This window comes from Parvibaculum sp., assembly GCF_049672805.1.
Taxonomy (GTDB): Bacteria; Pseudomonadota; Alphaproteobacteria; order Parvibaculales; family Parvibaculaceae; genus Parvibaculum.
The window spans coordinates 1-16,783 of the sequence record NZ_JBATWS010000001.1 but is presented as its reverse complement, the minus strand read 5'-3'; the positions used below and the strand labels follow the sequence as shown (position 1 = coordinate 16,783).

General features: G+C 60.9%; 16 protein-coding genes and 1 pseudogene. 12 read left to right on the top strand and 5 right to left on the bottom strand.

What is annotated here, in order from left to right:
* The coding region (locus WBF74_RS00085; RefSeq protein ID WP_424433593.1) for an inorganic phosphate transporter at positions 1-735 on the bottom strand (735 nt) is incomplete at its 3' end.
* Between the two features lie 160 nt (positions 736-895).
* Entirely contained in the window at positions 896-1,357 is a 462-nt protein-coding gene (locus WBF74_RS00080) for a YcgN family cysteine cluster protein (RefSeq protein ID WP_424433591.1), read from the bottom strand.
* A gap of 192 nt (positions 1,358-1,549) precedes the next feature.
* On the opposite strand from WBF74_RS00080, the gene WBF74_RS00075 reads away from it, so the two are divergent.
* The 10 genes from WBF74_RS00075 (at position 1,550) to WBF74_RS00030 (ending at position 12,208) form a co-directional block, all read left to right on the top strand.
* Positions 1,550-3,607, top strand: a complete 2,058-nt coding sequence (locus WBF74_RS00075; RefSeq protein ID WP_424433589.1) for a transglycosylase domain-containing protein — start codon at positions 1,550-1,552, stop codon at positions 3,605-3,607.
* 72 nt (positions 3,608-3,679) lie between these two features.
* Entirely contained in the window at positions 3,680-5,479 is a 1,800-nt protein-coding gene (locus WBF74_RS00070; RefSeq protein ID WP_424433587.1) for an ATP-binding cassette domain-containing protein, read from the top strand.
* A 162-nt stretch (positions 5,480-5,641) separates the two neighbouring features.
* Positions 5,642-6,229: a DUF1214 domain-containing protein gene (locus tag WBF74_RS00065; RefSeq protein ID WP_424433585.1), complete on the top strand. Its 588-nt coding sequence runs from the start codon at positions 5,642-5,644 to the stop codon at positions 6,227-6,229.
* A complete protein-coding gene (locus tag WBF74_RS00060; protein ID WP_424433583.1) occupies positions 6,226-6,747 on the top strand; it encodes a DUF1254 domain-containing protein in 522 nt (173 codons plus the stop codon). Before WBF74_RS00065 ends, WBF74_RS00060 begins: the two co-directional genes overlap by 4 nt.
* A gap of 96 nt (positions 6,748-6,843) precedes the next feature.
* Positions 6,844-7,884 carry an ABC transporter substrate-binding protein gene (locus WBF74_RS00055; RefSeq protein ID WP_424433581.1) on the top strand — a complete coding sequence of 347 codons (1,041 nt, stop codon included), beginning with the start codon at positions 6,844-6,846 and terminating at the stop codon, positions 7,882-7,884.
* On the top strand, positions 7,881-8,654 hold the full coding sequence (locus WBF74_RS00050; RefSeq protein ID WP_424433579.1) for an ABC transporter ATP-binding protein: 774 nt from the start codon (positions 7,881-7,883) through the stop codon (positions 8,652-8,654). The genes WBF74_RS00055 and WBF74_RS00050 overlap by 4 nt, the downstream gene beginning before the upstream one ends.
* Positions 8,651-9,457, top strand: coding sequence for an ABC transporter permease (locus WBF74_RS00045; protein ID WP_424433577.1), 807 nt, complete (start codon positions 8,651-8,653; stop codon positions 9,455-9,457). The genes WBF74_RS00050 and WBF74_RS00045 overlap by 4 nt, the downstream gene beginning before the upstream one ends.
* Positions 9,458-9,662: 205 nt before the next feature.
* A complete protein-coding gene (locus WBF74_RS00040) occupies positions 9,663-9,998 on the top strand; it encodes a DUF2849 domain-containing protein (protein ID WP_424433575.1) in 336 nt (111 codons plus the stop codon).
* 46 nt (positions 9,999-10,044) lie between these two features.
* A complete protein-coding gene (locus WBF74_RS00035; protein ID WP_424433573.1) occupies positions 10,045-11,703 on the top strand; it encodes a nitrite/sulfite reductase in 1,659 nt (552 codons plus the stop codon).
* Positions 11,690-12,208: a DUF934 domain-containing protein gene (locus tag WBF74_RS00030; protein ID WP_424433571.1), complete on the top strand. Its 519-nt coding sequence runs from the start codon at positions 11,690-11,692 to the stop codon at positions 12,206-12,208. The genes WBF74_RS00035 and WBF74_RS00030 overlap by 14 nt, the downstream gene beginning before the upstream one ends.
* Before the next feature lie 122 nt (positions 12,209-12,330).
* Here WBF74_RS00030 and WBF74_RS00025 read toward each other — a convergent pair whose 3' ends face one another.
* Complete coding sequence (locus WBF74_RS00025; RefSeq protein ID WP_424433569.1) at positions 12,331-12,714, bottom strand: phasin family protein; 384 nt, start codon at positions 12,712-12,714, stop codon at positions 12,331-12,333.
* A gap of 163 nt (positions 12,715-12,877) precedes the next feature.
* Positions 12,878-14,164 carry a D-amino acid dehydrogenase gene (locus WBF74_RS00020; RefSeq protein ID WP_424433567.1) on the bottom strand — a complete coding sequence of 429 codons (1,287 nt, stop codon included), beginning with the start codon at positions 14,162-14,164 and terminating at the stop codon, positions 12,878-12,880.
* Positions 14,165-14,326: 162 nt separating this feature from the next.
* Here WBF74_RS00020 and WBF74_RS00015 point away from each other — a divergent pair, with 162 nt between their 5' ends.
* Together WBF74_RS00015 and ypfJ are read left to right on the top strand one after the other, a co-directional pair.
* Positions 14,327-15,667: an aspartate aminotransferase family protein gene (locus tag WBF74_RS00015; protein ID WP_424433565.1), complete on the top strand. Its 1,341-nt coding sequence runs from the start codon at positions 14,327-14,329 to the stop codon at positions 15,665-15,667.
* Between the two features lie 25 nt (positions 15,668-15,692).
* Positions 15,693-16,568, top strand: a complete 876-nt coding sequence (ypfJ, locus tag WBF74_RS00010) for a KPN_02809 family neutral zinc metallopeptidase (RefSeq protein ID WP_424433563.1) — start codon at positions 15,693-15,695, stop codon at positions 16,566-16,568.
* A 12-nt stretch (positions 16,569-16,580) separates the two neighbouring features.
* Here the strand turns inward: ypfJ and WBF74_RS00005 are convergent.
* Positions 16,581-16,783 (bottom strand): annotated as a pseudogene (locus WBF74_RS00005) (mechanosensitive ion channel family protein); the annotation flags it as partial.

The window sequence follows — 16,783 nt, the reverse complement described above, 5'->3', positions numbered from 1 at the left end:
GACAACACTTATGGGCGGCTGCCAGACATTCGACAGCCCCTTGAGCACGAGATACATGCCGAAAACGCCGACCATGAGGCCGATCATCACCGGCACCCAGTGTCGCGCGGCGCCGATCCGGTCCTCGCGGAAGAGAACGCGCCACTTCACAAAGGCGAGAAGCGCCGCCGCGATCACACCGCCCATCAGCGGCGAGACGACCCAGCTTGCTGCAATGGCGCCAATCATCGGCCAGTTGACGGCAGCTACACCGGCAGCCGCAATGCCCGCGCCGACGACGGCACCGACAATGGCGTGTGTGGTGGAAACGGGTGCGTTCAGGAAGGTGGCAAGATGCGTCCAGACAGCAGCCGCCAGAAGCGCCGACATCATCAGCATGACGAAGTTGCGGACTTCCATCGTTGCCGGTGGCTCGATGATACCCTTGGAGATGGTGTCCACCACATCACCGCCCGCGAGAATGGCGCCTGCTCCCTCGCAGATCGCGGCAATGAGAAGCGCTGCCCCGAGCGGCAGCGCCCTGCTGCCCACGGCGGGGCCCATATTATTGGCAACATCATTCGCGCCGATATTGAGCGCCATATAGCCGGCGATCACACCGCCAGCGATGACGAAGACGCTGAGCGGGCCAACAGGCGCAAGGCCGCTCATGAAGAGGAAAACGGCTACCAAAAAAAGGAGAGCAAGGCCCGGTGCGGCAATAGACCGTGCAAGGGCATACGTCGCTTCTTCCAACCGGCCGACCTTTTTCAGGTCTTTATCAAGCGCGCTTTTGGGCACGTATCCCCCAACAGAGCCATTTTCCAGTCAGGCGTTCACTTCGGGGAGTGCTTATCATCCCCCGGCGCGCGCGCCTAGTGTTTATGATGTTTTTCCGGGTTCTGTGTGAAGGAAATCATTCGGGTGGCAGAAGGGGCCAATCCACGATCCGGCCCTCCAGATCTTCCATATCCGCGTCATCCTCATGAAGGAACCGTCCGTAGACGGACATGCCTGCCAGCCGCACGGCCTCATACTCGCCCGAAACAAGCGGATGCCACCAGGGCAGGTCCTTCCCGTCCCGCACCAGCCGATAGGCGCAGGAAGGGGGCATCCATTCTATATCTTCGAGATTTTGGGGCGTCAGCGTCACGCAGTCGGGCACCCGCACCGAGCGATTCGCGTAGTCGGTGCAACGGCAGGTTTCCGCGTCCAGCAGGCGGCAGGCGATGTCGGTATATTCGATCTCGCCCGTATCCTCATCCTCAAGCTTGATGAGGCAGCACTTCGCGCAGCCGTCGCAAAGGCTTTCCCACTCCTCGCGGGTCATCTCGTCGAGGCGCTTCACGCGCCAGAAAGGTTCCGTCGTGCCGGTCATTCCGGGACAGAACCCCGCCGCGCCCGTTTTGTCAAAGGGGGACAATGACGCGCCCCTGCTTTGCCCCGATCCCGCCCTATTCACTGCACAAAGCTCTGACAGTCTCATTTTGGTCCGAAGGAAGCTGGCACGCCACTCGCATGAAACAGCTTAACGATGGACGCCCCTGATGGGTCTTGCGAGGCATTTACCTTGTCCGACGATGATGACATCGATCCGCACTACCCGATGCGCGCGCAACTGCGCCGCGCACAGGAAGCGCGTGATGCATCGACGGATCCGAGACAGGAGGACGAGCCGGACCTGAAGGGGCCGAAGCGGCCGCGCAGCCGCCTCGGGCGATGGGCAGGGATTCTGTCCTTTTCCCTCACCGTTTTTGCGGCGGGTTTTGCGGCCCTCGCCTTTCTCACCCTTCCCGATCTTCACCGTACACTTGAGCGTGGACAGGTTGAAACGCTCTCGATTCGCGTTCTGAATGCGAGCGGCGAAGAAATCGGCCAGCGAGGGCGTCGCACGGCGCCGACTGTGCCGCTTGGCGAAATGCCGCCCTATCTCATCAAGGCTGTTCTCGCCACCGAAGATCGGCGCTTTTACGAACACAAAGGCTTTGACGCACGCGGCATCACGCGGGCCATGTGGAGCAATCTCAAGGCCCTTTCCTTTGTTGAAGGCGGCTCCACCATCACGCAGCAGGTGGCGAAGAACCTCTATCTCGATAATCGCCGGACCCTGTGGCGCAAGGTGCAGGAAGCGCTGATTACCGTGTGGCTCGAAAACAATCTGAGCAAGGAGGAGATCCTCACCCTCTACCTGAACCGCATCTATATGGGTGCGGGCAGCTACGGTATGGATGCCGCGTCCCATTATTATTTCGGCAAGTCGGTGCGGGATGTATCGCTTGCAGAAGCTGCCATTCTCGCTGGCCTGCCGAAAGCGCCGAGCCGCTTTGCGCCGACAAATGATCTCGACCGCGCCCGGGCGCGCGCCAATCAGGTTCTCGACCGCCTCGTTGCATCTGGCAATCTGACCGAGAAGGAAGTCGCAGGCGCGCGCGAACATCCGGCGGAAGTGCTGCCGCGCACGCAGGAAGCGGGCCGCGAATATTTCGTGGACTGGGTGAGCGAGCGCGTGCGCGAACTTCTGCCCGACACAACGGGACGGATCACCGTTCACACCACACTTGATTCCAAAAGGCAGCAAGCGGCGGAAGAAGCCGTACGCAAGGCCGTGGCCGAAACGGGCGGTGATCGCAAGGTCAGTCAGGGATCGCTTGTGGCGCTTGGCCCCGACGGCGCGGTGCTCGCCCTTGTCGGCGGCACGTCCTATGTCGAGAGCCAGTTCAACCGCGCAACACAGGCAAAGCGCCAGCCCGGTTCCGCCTTCAAGCCTGTCATCTATCTCGCGGCGCTGGAAGCAGGCTTCACGCCGGAGACACAGATCGCCGATGAGCCGGTTTCATTCGAGGGCTGGGAGCCGCGCAACGCGACCGAGCGCAACTGGGGCACGGTGACGCTTGCGACGGCGCTTGCCAATTCGATCAACACGATCACCGTGAAACTCGGCGAGCGCGCAGGCATGGACCGCATTCTCGGCGCGGCTGAAAAGCTCGGCATCGAAGGCCCGCTGCCGCGCAACCTCTCCATTGCGCTTGGCAGTGCTGAAGTGTCTCTTCTCGAACTTACTTCCGCCTATTCCGTTTTCGGCAATGATGGCAAGCGCAGCGCGCCCTATGCGATCCGGCGCATCGAAGCGGAAAACGGGGACGTTCTCTATGCCCATGAGAGCGCGCCGGTGCAGGTCATCACCGCAGAGCAGGCGCGCGACATGACCTATATGCTTCATCAGGTCATCGCAGGCGGCACGGGCCGCGCAGCGGCTCCTTCCGGGCGGCTTGCGGCTGGCAAGACGGGCACCAGCCAGGACAATCGCGATGCGTGGTTCGTCGGCTATACCGGCCATCAGACGGTGGGTGTCTGGTTCGGCAATGACGACAACTCCCCGACGCAAGGAGCATCTGGCGGGAACTTCGCAGCCCTTGCCTGGCGAAACTATATAAATGCGTCAGAAGCCGGCCTGCCGCCTGCCCCGCTGCCGGGTGCCGTGCGCTACCGGGATGCGCCCATTGTGGCGGCGACAACGCCCCGAAGCGGCTTTTTTGCCGAACTCGCCAATCTTTTCGGCGCGGCCCCGAAGCTCGAGCGGAAGAAGCAGGAAAGCTCGGTGCCGAATTTCCGCGTTGGCGGGCGCTGACCCACTGAGGGATTTGCACCTCGCGCGCTGATGGGCCATACAGACGGCCAGAAGCAACGGGTTATTCGGAAATTGGCCGCTCCTCTCCTCGCTCTTCGCGACATCCGCACCGTATTCGCCGATCAGGTTCTGATTGGCGGGGCGAGCTTTGCGCTTGCGCCGGGCGACAGGCTTTGCCTTGTCGGGCGGAATGGCAGCGGCAAGTCCACCCTGCTCCGCATTGCGGCGGGGCTTGTCGATCCTGATGGCGGCGAGATTTTCCGCCAGCCCGGCACCCGCATCGCCTATCTCGAACAGGTGCCCGACTTTGGCGGCGCAAAGACCGTCATTGATTATGCGACCTCCGGCGGCGCGGAAGCCTACAAGGCTGCGGCGGCGCTCGACGAGCTGAAGCTTTCGCCCACCGCCGATCCGTCGAAACTCTCCGGTGGCGAGGGCCGCAAGGCGGCGCTGGCGCGGGTGCTCGCGGAAGAGCCTGATATTCTTCTTCTCGATGAGCCGACCAACCATCTCGATCTTCCTTCCATCGAATGGCTGGAAGACCGGCTCTCGCAATTCCGTGGTGCCTTCATTCTCATCAGCCATGACCGCGCCTTCCTGCGGCGTCTTGCGGCGGGCTGTCTCTGGCTCGACCGGGGTGTCATCCGCCGTCTCGACAAGGGCTTCGGCGCCTTTGAGGAATGGTCGGAACAAATTCTCGCCGAGGAAGAAGTTACGCAGCGCAAGCTCGACAAGCTGATCGAGCAGGAGACGCAATGGTCGCGCGAGGGGATTTCCGCGCGGCGCACCCGCAATCAGGGCCGCCTGCGCCGCCTTCATGCGCTGCGGGCAGAGCGCGCAAGCCATGTCCAGCAGACAGGCCGGGTGGAGCTTGCCGCTGAAAGCGGGTCGTCCTCCGGCTCACTCGTCATCGAGGCAAAAAACATTACCAAGGTCTGGCCGCAGCCTGATGGCAGCGAGCGCGTGGCGGTGCGTGATTTTTCGACCCGTATCATGCGCGGCGACAAAATCGGCCTGATCGGTCCAAACGGGGCGGGCAAGACAACGCTTCTGAAAATCCTCACCGGCGCGCTTGAGCCGGACAGCGGCACGGTGCGGCTCGGCACCAATCTCACTACCGTCTATATCGACCAGTCGCGCGGCTCGCTGAACCCGGAAGCGACCCTTTGGGATACGCTTTGCGAGGGAGGCGGCGATCAGGTGATGGTGCGGGGGAAGCCGCGCCATGTCGTCTCCTATCTGCGCGACTTTCTGTTCCGTGAGTCACAGGCGCGCCAGCCCGTGAAGGCCTTGTCGGGCGGAGAACAATGCCGCCTGCTTCTTGCCCGCGCGCTGGCGAAACCTTCGAACCTTCTCATCCTCGACGAGCCGACCAACGATCTCGATATGGAGACGCTCGACCTGTTGCAGGAAATGCTCTGCGACTATGAGGGCACGGTGCTTCTGGTGAGCCATGACCGTGACTTCCTCGACCGGGTTGTCACTTCCGTCATCGCGCTCGATGGCGAGGGGCGCGCGGAGGAATATCCGGGCGGCTATTCGGATTATCTGCGCCAGAGAAAGGAACGCACCGCCCCCGCCCGACAGGTGCAGCAGGCTGCCGCTCCCAAAGCCGAGCGGCCAAAGACACAGGCAAAGCTCAGCTACAAGGATGCCCGTGCGCTGGAAGAATTGCAGGCGCGGATGCCGAAGCTCGAAAGCGAAATCGCGGCTGCAGAGGAGCGGCTTGCCGATCCCGACTTCTATACGAATGACCCGGACGGGTTCCACAAGACGAGCGAAAAGCTCGAACGGCTCAGAGCCGAACTTTCCGAAGCAGAAGAACGCTGGCTTGAGCTTGAGATGAAGCGCGAGGAACTGGCGGGCGGATAGGCCTCTCCCCTCTCCCGATTAACCAAGCGGCGAATATCCCTTTGACCTTTTCGCGATGGCGGGATTGGATGAGCTTCCTGCTGATTCACGCGCGGGGGCGCTGCGTAATCGGTATGGTTTGAGAAGCCTGGCTCCAGAAGGGAGCCGCCGGGGGGACAATTCGTGAAGCTGGCCCTGAAGCTTGTTGCGGCATTTGTCGTGGCGCTCATCCTTGGAGCGGGTTCGGCCATCCTGCTCATTCGCAGCGGCGGTCTTGGCGGCGATGTTGCCGTTGGCCCCTGGGAAACAGACCTCACCATTGGCAGCACACAGGCCGACCCCTATACGCGCGCGCGTGTCGCCGTTGCGGGGCTTCTCGCGCTCAATCGCAACGAGACGATCTATTTCACCGCTCACCGCGATGATGCGGGCGACAAGCTGCGCATTTCCTGCAGCTATAAGATCACCGGCTTCGATCCGCCTGCACGCTGGTGGAGCATCACGCTTTATGGCGAAGACCACTATCTCATACCCAATCCGCAGAACCGGTATTCGGTAGGCGGTGAAACCGTGCAGCGGAACGAGGATGGCAGTTTCGTCATCCATGTTGGCCCTGAGGAAAGGGACACGAACTGGATTCCCACGGGTGATGGTCAAAATGGGGACACATTCACCATCACACTCCGGCTCTACAATCCTGACGACAAGGCAGCGCGTGATCCTGCCGGGATCAGCTTGCCGCAAATTGCCAAGGAGGCATGTGCGTCATGAAAACCTGGCCTTTGTGGATTGCGGGTGTAGCCGCCCTTGCTGCGGTGTTTCACATCCTGACCGTGTTCGTCTTTCCCTACGGCGTGATGAACCGCGCGATTGCCGGGATCGCCGCAGAGGCCGGAGGCGTCAACAAGGCGATCTATCCCGACCGCCCCACCGCCGAGGCGCGGGGCATTGTGCGCCCGAGCCCGGACCTTCTTTATGCCGCTTGCGTCTATGATGTTTCGGACCGGCCGGTGAAGCTCTCATCCCCCGTGCCGGAGACCTATTGGTCGCTTTCCACCTTTGCCGCCAATACAGATAATTTCTTTGTGGTGAATGACCGGGAAGTCCGGGGCAAGCGCATCGAGATCATTCTTGCCGCGAAGGAAGATACCGTGCCGGAGCCGGGCGTACCGTTGATCGTTGCGCCGAGCGAAAAGGGCATTGTCCTCTTCCGCTCTCTCGTTCCTTCGGACGAAGCCGTGGCCGAGATCGACACGCTCCGCAGACAGGCAAAGTGCGAACCGCTTTGAGACGCGGAAAGCTGCAACGCGTAGTAGCCCTCCCCTTCCGGCGCTGATACGATTTCGCCGCCTGAAAGAGACCGCGACCTGCCCGGGAGAAAATCCATGAATCGTACTTTCATTCTCGGCTGCATCGCCGCTGCCGTGGCTGTCGCCGTGGCGATTGTTCTGGTGCTGCAACCGGGTGGCAGTACGTCTGGCAATCTGCGCAGCGTGACTTTTGCGACAGACTGGAAGGCGCAAGCCGAACATGGCGGCTTCTATCAGGCGCTAGCCAATGGCTATTATGAGGAAGCGGGCCTTGATGTGAAAATCCTGCAAGGCGGCCCGGGCGTGAATGTGCCGCAGCTTCTCGCCGCGCATACGGTTGAGTTCGGCCTCGGCTCCAACAATTTCATTCCGCTCAACATCGCCGCTGCAGAAGCAGGCGCGAAGGCCGTGATGGCATCCTTTCAGAAAGACCCGCAGGTCTTCATCACCCATCCGCGTGATGATGTGAAATCCGTGGCCGACATGAAGGGCAAGCCGATCATGGTTGCGGATGCGACGGTGAGTGCCTTCTGGCTCTGGCTCAAGTCGAAATATGGTTTCGATGACAGCCAGATCCGTAAATACACTTTCAACCTCGCGCCCTTCCTCACCGACAAGAACGCCATCCAGCAGGGCTACCTTTCATCCGAGCCCTATATGATCCGCCAGCAGGGCATCGAGCCGCAGGTTTTCCTTCTGTCGGACTATGGCTATCCCGGCTATGCCGCCTTCATTCTCGCAAGTGACCGCCTCATCGCCGAAGACCCGGAAGTGGTGCAGGCCTTTGTCGATGCGAGCATTCGCGGCTGGGTCAGCTATCTCTATGGCGATCCCTCGCCCGCCAATGCGCTCATCAAACGCGACAACCCGGATATGACGGATGACATCATCGCCAATGCCATCCGGCTGATGCGGGAGAACGGCATTGTCGATTCTGGCGAGACGGTCGAACTTGGCGTCGGCGCAATGACGGATGAACGCTGGCTGCGCTTTTATAACGAGATGGTGGAAGCCGGTGCCTATAAGCCGACGCTCGATCTTCACACCGCTTACACGCTTGAATTCGTCAATCGCGGCGTCGGCCTCGACTTGAAGAAGGAACTTAGGGGCGAATGAGCGGCAAGCGGCCCGATGCCCCGCCTCTCCTTTCGCTCACGGGTATCGGCAAGACATATGCGAATGGCATTGTCGCGCTATCGGGCATTGATGCGTCGATCCGCGAAGGGGGCTTCGTGTCTCTCGTTGGCCCGTCCGGCTGCGGCAAGAGCACCTTGCTGCGCATCATTGCCGGTTTGATCGAAGCGGATACGGGTACGCTCTCATGGCCTGCCTCCGGCACGCGCCCTGCCGATATCGGTTTCGTCTTTCAGGATGCGACGCTCATGCCCTGGGCGCGGGCGAGCGACAATGTCTATCTGCCGCTGAAACTGAAAGGCATCTCCTGGAAGCAGGCCGAGCCTCGCGTCATGGATGCTCTTCGGCGCGTCGGCCTTGCCGATTTTGCCAATGCCTATCCGCGTGAACTTTCCGGCGGTATGAGGATGCGTGTTTCCATCGCCCGCGCGCTCGTCACCGAGCCGCCGCTGCTGCTGATGGATGAGCCTTTCGCCGCGCTTGATGAATTCACGCGCGGCAAGCTTGACGATGATCTGCTCGCCCTGTGGCAAGCGCAGCGCTTCACGACCGTCTTTGTGACGCACAGCATTTACGAGTCCGTCTATCTCTCAGAACGCGTGCTTGTCATGGGCGCGCGGCCGGGACGCATTCTTGCCGACATCGAGATTTCCGAGCCCTTTCCGCGCGGACATACATTCCGCGAATCCCCACGCTATATCGAAATCTGCGCGCAGGTCAGCGCCGCGCTGCGCGAGGGGGCCGCGATATGAGGCATCACGACACCATGCCCGCGCGGCTTGCCCGCTTTCTCGTGCCGGCAGGCGTCGGCCTGCTTTTTCTTGGCGCCTGGGAATTGCTGGTCGCGACCTATGATATTCCCCGCTTCGTACTACCCGCGCCTTCCGCCATCTGGGAGAGCTTCGTTCAGAATTTCGGGTCGCTGATGACCTCGCTCTGGGTGACGCTGCGCGTGACCATTTCTGCCTTTCTGCTTGCCGTTGTCGGCGGTGTCGGCCTCGCTATCCTCTTCTCGCAGAACCGGCATGTGGAAATGGCACTCTTTCCCTATGCTGTGGTGTTGCAGGTTACGCCGGTCGTCTCCATCGCGCCGCTCATCCTCATCTGGGTCGGCTATGACAATGTGGAGTTTGCGCTGCTGATCCTTGCCTGGATCGTCGCCTTCTTTCCCATCCTGTCGAACACGACGCTGGGCCTGCGCTCAGCCGACCATAATCTGCGCGATCTTTTCCGGCTTTACGGGGCAAGCCGCTGGCAGGTGCTGACCGAACTGCAATTGCCCTCCGCCCTGCCCTATATTCTCGCGGGCATGAAAATCTCGGGCGGCCTTGCGCTGATCGGTGCGGTGGTGGCGGAGTTCGTGGCAGGCTCGGGCTCCGGCAACGGCCTTGCCTGGCGGATCGTGGAAGCAGGGAATCGGCTCGACATCCCGCGCATGTTTGCTGCCCTTTTCCTGCTGTCCGGCCTTGGCATCCTGATTTTCTTCGGGCTGACGCTCATGGAGCAAAGGCTGCTCCGGCGCTGGCATGAAAGCGCCATTCTGCGGGAAAGCTGACGCAACGGCGAAAACCGGCCGGATTCCAGCCAACCCATAAATACTTTTTCTGGCTGTAATACATATATTTCTACACAACTATTGACGATCTTTACCGAAAAACCCATCTTAGCGCCCAATTTGCCGGGCAGAGCGTGCCCGGCATCTACCCCAGTTTGTTCGCAATCGCAGCGAAATGCGGATTGCCGATTTCGAGGATGGTCGAATGGCCCAGCACACGAGAAAGGGCGCGCAGTTCCAGTCCGTGACCGCCAACCGGTTGCAGGACGGCATTGTCGTCTATCTGACGGCGGATGGCCGCTGGTCGGAATCGTTGCAGGACGCAGCGGTCGCCGAAGGCAAGGAAGCGGCAGAAGCGCTGCTCGCGAAGGCAGAGCCTTCCGTTGCAGACAACACCGTGGTTGAACCCTATCTCTTTGAAGTCTCGCCCGAGAATGACCGCCTTTCTGCGGCGAGTGTACGCGAGATCATCCGCCAGGCCGGACCCACCGTCCGGCCCGATCTCGGCAAGCAGGCTGAGCTTGCAGACGCTCAGCGCTGAGCGGCCGCAAACTGCGTGACTGGCGGAAAAAGGTAGAGGCAAGTTTATGTATCGATACGACGAATTCGACCATCAGCTGGTCAATGAGCGCGTGGCGCAGTTCGCCAATCAGGTTGCGCGGCGTCTTTCCGGCGAGTTGACGGAGGACGAGTTCAAGCCGCTGCGCCTGATGAATGGCGTCTATCTGCAGCTTCACGCCTATATGCTGCGCATCGCCATTCCCTATGGCACACTTTCCTCGCGCCAGCTTCGGATGCTTGCCCATATCGGTCGCACCTATGACCGCGGCTATGGCCACTTCACCACGCGCCAGAACCTTCAGTTTAACTGGCCCGCGCTGAAAGATGTGCCGGATATTCTGAAGGATCTCGCTTCCGTCGAAATGCATTGCATCCAGACCTCGGGCAACTGCATCCGCAACGTGACATCCGACCAATATGCTGGCGCGGCAAAGAACGAGATCGAAGATCCCCGCATCATCTCGGAAATCATCCGCCAGTGGTCCACCTTCCACCCGGAATTTTCCTTCCTGCCGCGCAAGTTCAAGATTGCGGTTTCCGGCACGCCGGATGATCGCGCCGCGATCCGCGTGCATGATATCGGCATCCAGATCGTTCAGGATGGCGCGGGTAACATCGGCTATGAAGTCTATGTCGGTGGCGGGCTTGGCCGCACGCCGATGATCGCAAAGAAGATCGCGGATTTCGTGCCGAAGGAAGATTTGCTCGCCTATCTCGAGGCGGTCATGCGCGTTTACAACATGTATGGCCGACGCGACAACATGTACAAGTCGCGCATCAAAATCCTCGTCCATGAGATTGGCGCCGAAGAAATGAAGCGTCAGGTGGATGCCGAGTTTGCGGAAATCCGCAAGGCGGGAACGCTGCATCTGCCGCAGGAAGAAGTGGACCGTATTCAGGCTTATTTCCGCCCGCCTGCCTTCGAAACGCTTCCCGATGAAAGCACCGAGCTGAACAAGGCCGTCCTTGCCGATACGGGTTTTGCGAACTGGGTGAAGTCGAACATCGCCGCGCACAAGATTCCGGGCTATGCGATCGTCAATATCTCGCTGAAGCCCATCGGCGGTACGCCGGGCGACTGCACCTCCGATCAGATGGATGCGGTGGCCGACATTGCGGAGAAGTTCAGCTTCGACGAAGTCCGCGTGACGCATGAGCAGAATCTGACGCTTGCCCATGTGCGCAAGAAGGATCTCTATGCGGTTTACGAAGCGTTGAAGGCGCATGACCTGGCAACGCCCAACATCAACCTCATCACCGATCAGATCGCCTGCCCCGGTCTCGACTATTGCTCGCTTGCCAATGCGCGTTCGATACCGATTGCGCAGCGCATTTCTGAACGCTTTGCGGATATTGCCCGGCAGCATGAAATCGGTGAGCTGAAGATCAACACCTCCGGCTGCATCAATGCCTGCGGCCACCACCATGTCGGCCATATCGGCATTCTCGGCGTGGACAAGAAGGGCGTTGAATATTACCAGGTGACACTTGGTGGCGCGGCGGATGAAAAGACCGCCATTGGCGACATTGTCGGCCCTGCCTTCACCGAAGATGAAATTGTGGACGCGGTCGAGAAGGTCGTGAACATCTATCTCGACAAGCGCGAGGCGGGTGAACGCTTCATCGACACCTATCGCCGCATTGGTCTGGCTCCCTTCAAGGAGAACCTCTATGCAACTCATTAAGAATGGCGAGTTCATCGAGGACAGCTTCGTTGCGGTCGGCGATGAAGACGCGCTGCCGGATGGCCCGGTCATCGTGTCACTTGAACGCTGGCAGGCGGAACGCGAGACGCTGAGCGCGCGCAACACACCGCTTGGTGTGCGTCTGAAGAGCGGTCAGGAGCCGAGCGTCATCGCTGATGATCTCGACAAGCTCTCCGTGGTCGCGCTTGAGTTTCCGGCGTATCGCAATGGCCGCGCCTATTCCTATGCGCGACTTCTGCGGGAACGCTATGGCTACAAGGGCGAGGTGCGGGCAGTCGGCAATGTGCTGCGCGACCAGTTCCAGTTCATGATCCGCTGCGGCTTTGATGCGCTGGAAGTGTCTGACAATATCACGCCGGAAATCTGGGCTGAGTGTTCAAACTTCTTCAGCCTTTTCTATCAGCCTGCCGCCGACGGCAAGCCGACCGTTCTTTCGCTGCGCCAGCGTCTTGCGGCGCGCGCGCAGTCAAGCGACACGGCCTGATCGGCCTCCCTTCGGAAGCAAAGCAAAAGCCCGGCACCTCTTTCGAGGGCCGGGCTTTTTCTTACGCAACTGATACGCAACAGAAACCTTGAATGGGCAGAGCTTCCCTGCCCCGGTGCCAATCAGGCAGCGCGGAACTTGTCGAAGGTCTCGGTGAATTTCGTCGCGTAGGGAGCAACGGTTTCACGCACCGTCGAGACAGTCAGTTCGTTCAGCTCGCGCACAGCATCGATATTCCGCTTCAGCGCGGCACGTACGTAGTCATTCTGGAGTTCGACTGCCGACTTGAGGCTGCCGGAAGTGAGCACGGCGCGGGCCGTCTGCACACCTTCTTCGAAATTGGTGCGGGTCAGCGTAACGATGATGCCGGAAGCAGTTTCGAACGGATTCTTCTGCTCGACCTTCGGAGCCGCCTTGGCGGTCGTGGTCTTTGCCGAGGCCTTGCTGGCGCGCGGCTTCCGGGTCGCCTTCTTCGTGGCTTTCGCCTTGGGGGTTGCTTCGGTCATGGTTTCTCTCCTGTGTCGCGTGGCTCGCCGGGTAGCGAGGGGGGCCCGGCTCATGCCGGCGCGCCGTATTGTGCGCTGCACAATGAGATAGTTAGCAACCGCCGCAAGGTCAAGTGATTTTTGTGCGATGCACAATAGGCCGGGGCGCTTTGAGGCAGGAAACCTAAAATCTGCTTATGGAGAAAGGAGTTAGGTCCATCTGCGGCGCGCTGTCGCAGATCAGGGAGGCAAGCGCTGCCCCGCTCCCCGCCCCCAGCGTCCAGCCCAGCGTGCCATGCCCGCTATTCACATAGACATTGCTCGTACCGGGCACCGCGCCGATCACCGGGCTGCCATCCGGCGTCATGGGGCGCAGCCCGCACCAGAACTCCGCCTGGTCGCGCAGCGGCGTCATCTGGGGATAGACCCCTTCCATCGCCGTCAGAACCGAGCGGGCGCGCGCAGGCTCCATCGTCAGATCATAACCGCCCACTTCCACCTGCCCGGCAGAGCGGATGCGATTGCCAAGCCGGCTGACAACCACTTTCCGCATTTCATCGGTGACGCTTACTTCCGGTGCATTCCCCTCAGGCGCGGGGATCGTCACCGAATAGCCTTTCAGCGGATAGACATAGGTCCGCACACCGAAGGGCGCGAGGAGCCTGCGCGTTTCGACACCGGCGGCGACAACCACCGCATCCGCCTCGATGATGCCTGCATCCGTCTCCACACCGCGCGCGTGCCCCCGTTCCGCAATGATCCGGCGCACACGCGTGTTGCGCATATAGGTCACGCCGAGCCGCTCCGCCCCTTCCGCGATCCCGCGCGAGAAGAGATAGGCATCACCCGTGCTATCAGATGCGGCATAGAGACCGCCGACGAAATCGCCGCTTTGCATGGCAGCGCCGAGTGCCGGCTCGATCTCTGTGCATTCTGCGGGCGTCAAAACCCGCTGCTCAAGCCCGTGGCGGGCGAAAAGTTCGCTCTCCTTCACCGCCGAATTGAGCGCATCCCTTTCGTGATAGATGCGCAGAATACCCCGGTTCAGGCGCTCATAATCGAGCGTCTTTCCAGCGCGTTCAAACTCTTCCTCATAAGCGGCAAGCCGCGCACGCGTGAGCAAGGCAAGTTCAAGATTGGGGGGAATACGTTCCGCCCGCGCAGAGGCACGGCAGCGCAAGAGGAAGCGGAAGAGCCAGAGCCATTGCTCCGGGTCAAGTTTCGGCTTCATGCGGAAAGGTGCATCCGTCCGTCCAAGCCAGCGCAGCACCATCAGGGGCGTTTCCGGCCCCGGCCAGGGCGCAACCTCACAGGCCGAAAGCTGCGCACCATTCGCATAGCTGGTGCCAAGCCCTGCTCCTTCGCGCTCTTCCAGAAGGGTGACACGCACGCCGCGAAGCGCAAGCTCATAGGCTGTAGAGACGCCTACAATACCGGCGCCGATGACAATCACGGTTTCAGGTACTTTCACGAGCGCATCCTTGTCGTCCGGGCGCCGGTGCGGCCCCCATTTCTTACGCCTATCAAAGCACTGCTCTTTTGGCGATGCCAAAGAAAAGCTATGCGAGCCATTGGCATTGATGTCGCAGCTCGCCTAACCTCACGAAAAATACCAGACTGGGGAGCATCGACCATGAATACGCAAGCGCCCGCAACCACTTCCGTCGCCTGGCCCTTCGTGCCATCGCCGCGCGTGGTGGACGTCACCCATGCCAAAGGCTGCACGCTCTATACGCGGGGCGGCGGCGAAATCCTTGATGCGGCGGGCGGGGCGATCGTTTCCAATATCGGGCATGGACGTGCGGAGGTCGGCGAGGCCATGGCCGCCGCCATGACTTCCATGTCCTATGCGGTGCCGCCTTTTCTCACACCGGAGCGCTCGCGCCTGATGGAGCGGCTGCGTCGCTACTGGCTGCCGGAAAAACTCACCCGCACCTATCTCGCAAGCGGCGGTTCGGAAGCGGTGGATGCGGCCTGCCGCCTTGCCATCCAGCATTTCCGCGCGAAGGGAAACGAGACGCGCTGGAAGATCATCAGCCGCGATATTTCCTATCATGGCACGACCTTCTTCACGCTCGGTGTGGCCGGTCATGTCGCGCGCAAGAAGGGCTTCGAGAAACTCATCCCCCATATGCCGCAAGTGCCGACACCTTACGCGCTCCGCGCACCGGGCGGGCGGCATGATCCCGATTACGACATTGCAGCGGCGCAAGCCCTTGAAGACACGATCCTGCGCGAAGGACCGGAGACGGTTGCAGCCTTTCTTGCCGAGCCGATAACAGGCTCTTCGGGCGGTGCGCTGATGCCGGGCGCGCGCTACTGGCCGAAAGTGCGCGAGATTTGCGACCGCTATGGCGTGCTGCTGATCTCTGATGAAGTGATGGTCGGCTTTGGCCGCACGGGCAAACGCTTCGCCTGCGAACATTTCGGCTTCACACCGGACATCATGATATCCGGCAAGGGTTTTGCGGGTGGCTATGCGCCGATTGTCGGCGTGTTCGCGACGGATGAGGTGGTTGCACCGCTGGCCGATACCGGGCAGTCGCTCATGTTCTATACCTATGGCGCGCATCCGGGTGCTTGCGCGGCGGCAGAAAAGGTACTGCAAATCCTTGAAGATGAAGGGCTTGTCGCCCGCGCGGCTGCGCAGGGTGCTGCTCTGATGGAGCGGCTCGAAGCCCTGCTCGGACAACATCCCAATGTCGCGGAAATTCGCGGCGAAGGTCTATTCCGCGGCCTCGAAATCGTGAAGGACCGCGAGACGCTGGAGCCCTTCCCCGAAAGCGCAGGCATTGCAAACCGCATTGTGGGTGCGGGGCTCAAGCGCGGCGTGTTTTTCTATGGCGGCGGCACCGGCGCGGTGCGCGACATTGTCTGCCTCGGTCCCGCCTTCATCGTGTCAGACTCTGAACTCGATCGCATGGCTGAAACGCTGAAAGCCGCGATTGATGATGCGGTAGGCAGCGCAAAATAACGGTACAGCCGAAAGGAACAGTCCCATGCGTTGGCGGGGCGGAAAAAGATACGGAAATATCGAGGACCGCCGTGGTGTGAGTGCCGGCCGGGCGGGTGGCGGCATCAGCATTGGCGCCATTGCCATCGTTCTGATCGGTTATTTCGTATTCGGTGTCGATCCCGCCACGCTGATCGGCGTGGTGCAGCAGGGACAGGGCGGCTACAGCACGCAGCAGGCAGGCCAGCACGGCACGCCCGATGATGAGCGCGGGCAGTTTGTCGATACGATCCTTTCCTCCACTACGGATGTCTGGTCAGCGCTCTTTGCGGCGGAAGGGAAAACCTATCGCCAGTCCGGGCCTCTCGTTCTCTATACGCAGGCAACCGGCACGCGCTGCGGCATGGGGCAATCCGCCATGGGTCCGTTCTACTGCCCGGCGGATGAGCGCATCTATATCGACCTCGTTTTCTTCGACGAACTGGCAACGCGCTATGGCGCGCCGGGCGAATTTGCACAGGCCTATGTGATCGCGCATGAGGTTGGCCATCATGTGCAGACCGTGCTCGGCATATCGCGCCAGGTGCTCGCCGCGCGGCAGAATGCCCGCAGCGAGGCGGAAGCAAACCGCTATTCCGTGATGCAGGAATTGCAGGCCGATTGCTACGCCGGTGTCTGGGCGGCGAATGCGGAAGCCGCCTCCAATGGCGGCATCGTCATCGAGCGTGGCGACCTTGAAGACGGATTGCAGGCAGCCCACGCGATTGGCGATGACACGCTGCAAAAGCGCGGCCGTGGCCATGTGGTGCCGGACAGCTTCACACATGGCACAAGCGCACAGCGCATGGAATGGCTGCGTCGTGGTTATGACACAGGCGACCCTGCCACCTGCGATACGTTCAGCGCGGCGTCTCTGCGCTAAAACTGCTAAACGTCACTTCTTCGCCATTGCCACAATTTCTTCCGGCAGGGGCGGGAAGGCTTCGACATAGACGGCGCTGCCGGGGAGAGCGAATTTCGCGCCTGCGCTTTCCACCGCCTGCTTCACGCGGAAGGCGAGTGCTTCCTTCAGCGCCAGCCATTCGCCCCAGACAATCGTGTTGGTGAAGCAGTAGATCATAATGTCGATGGACGACG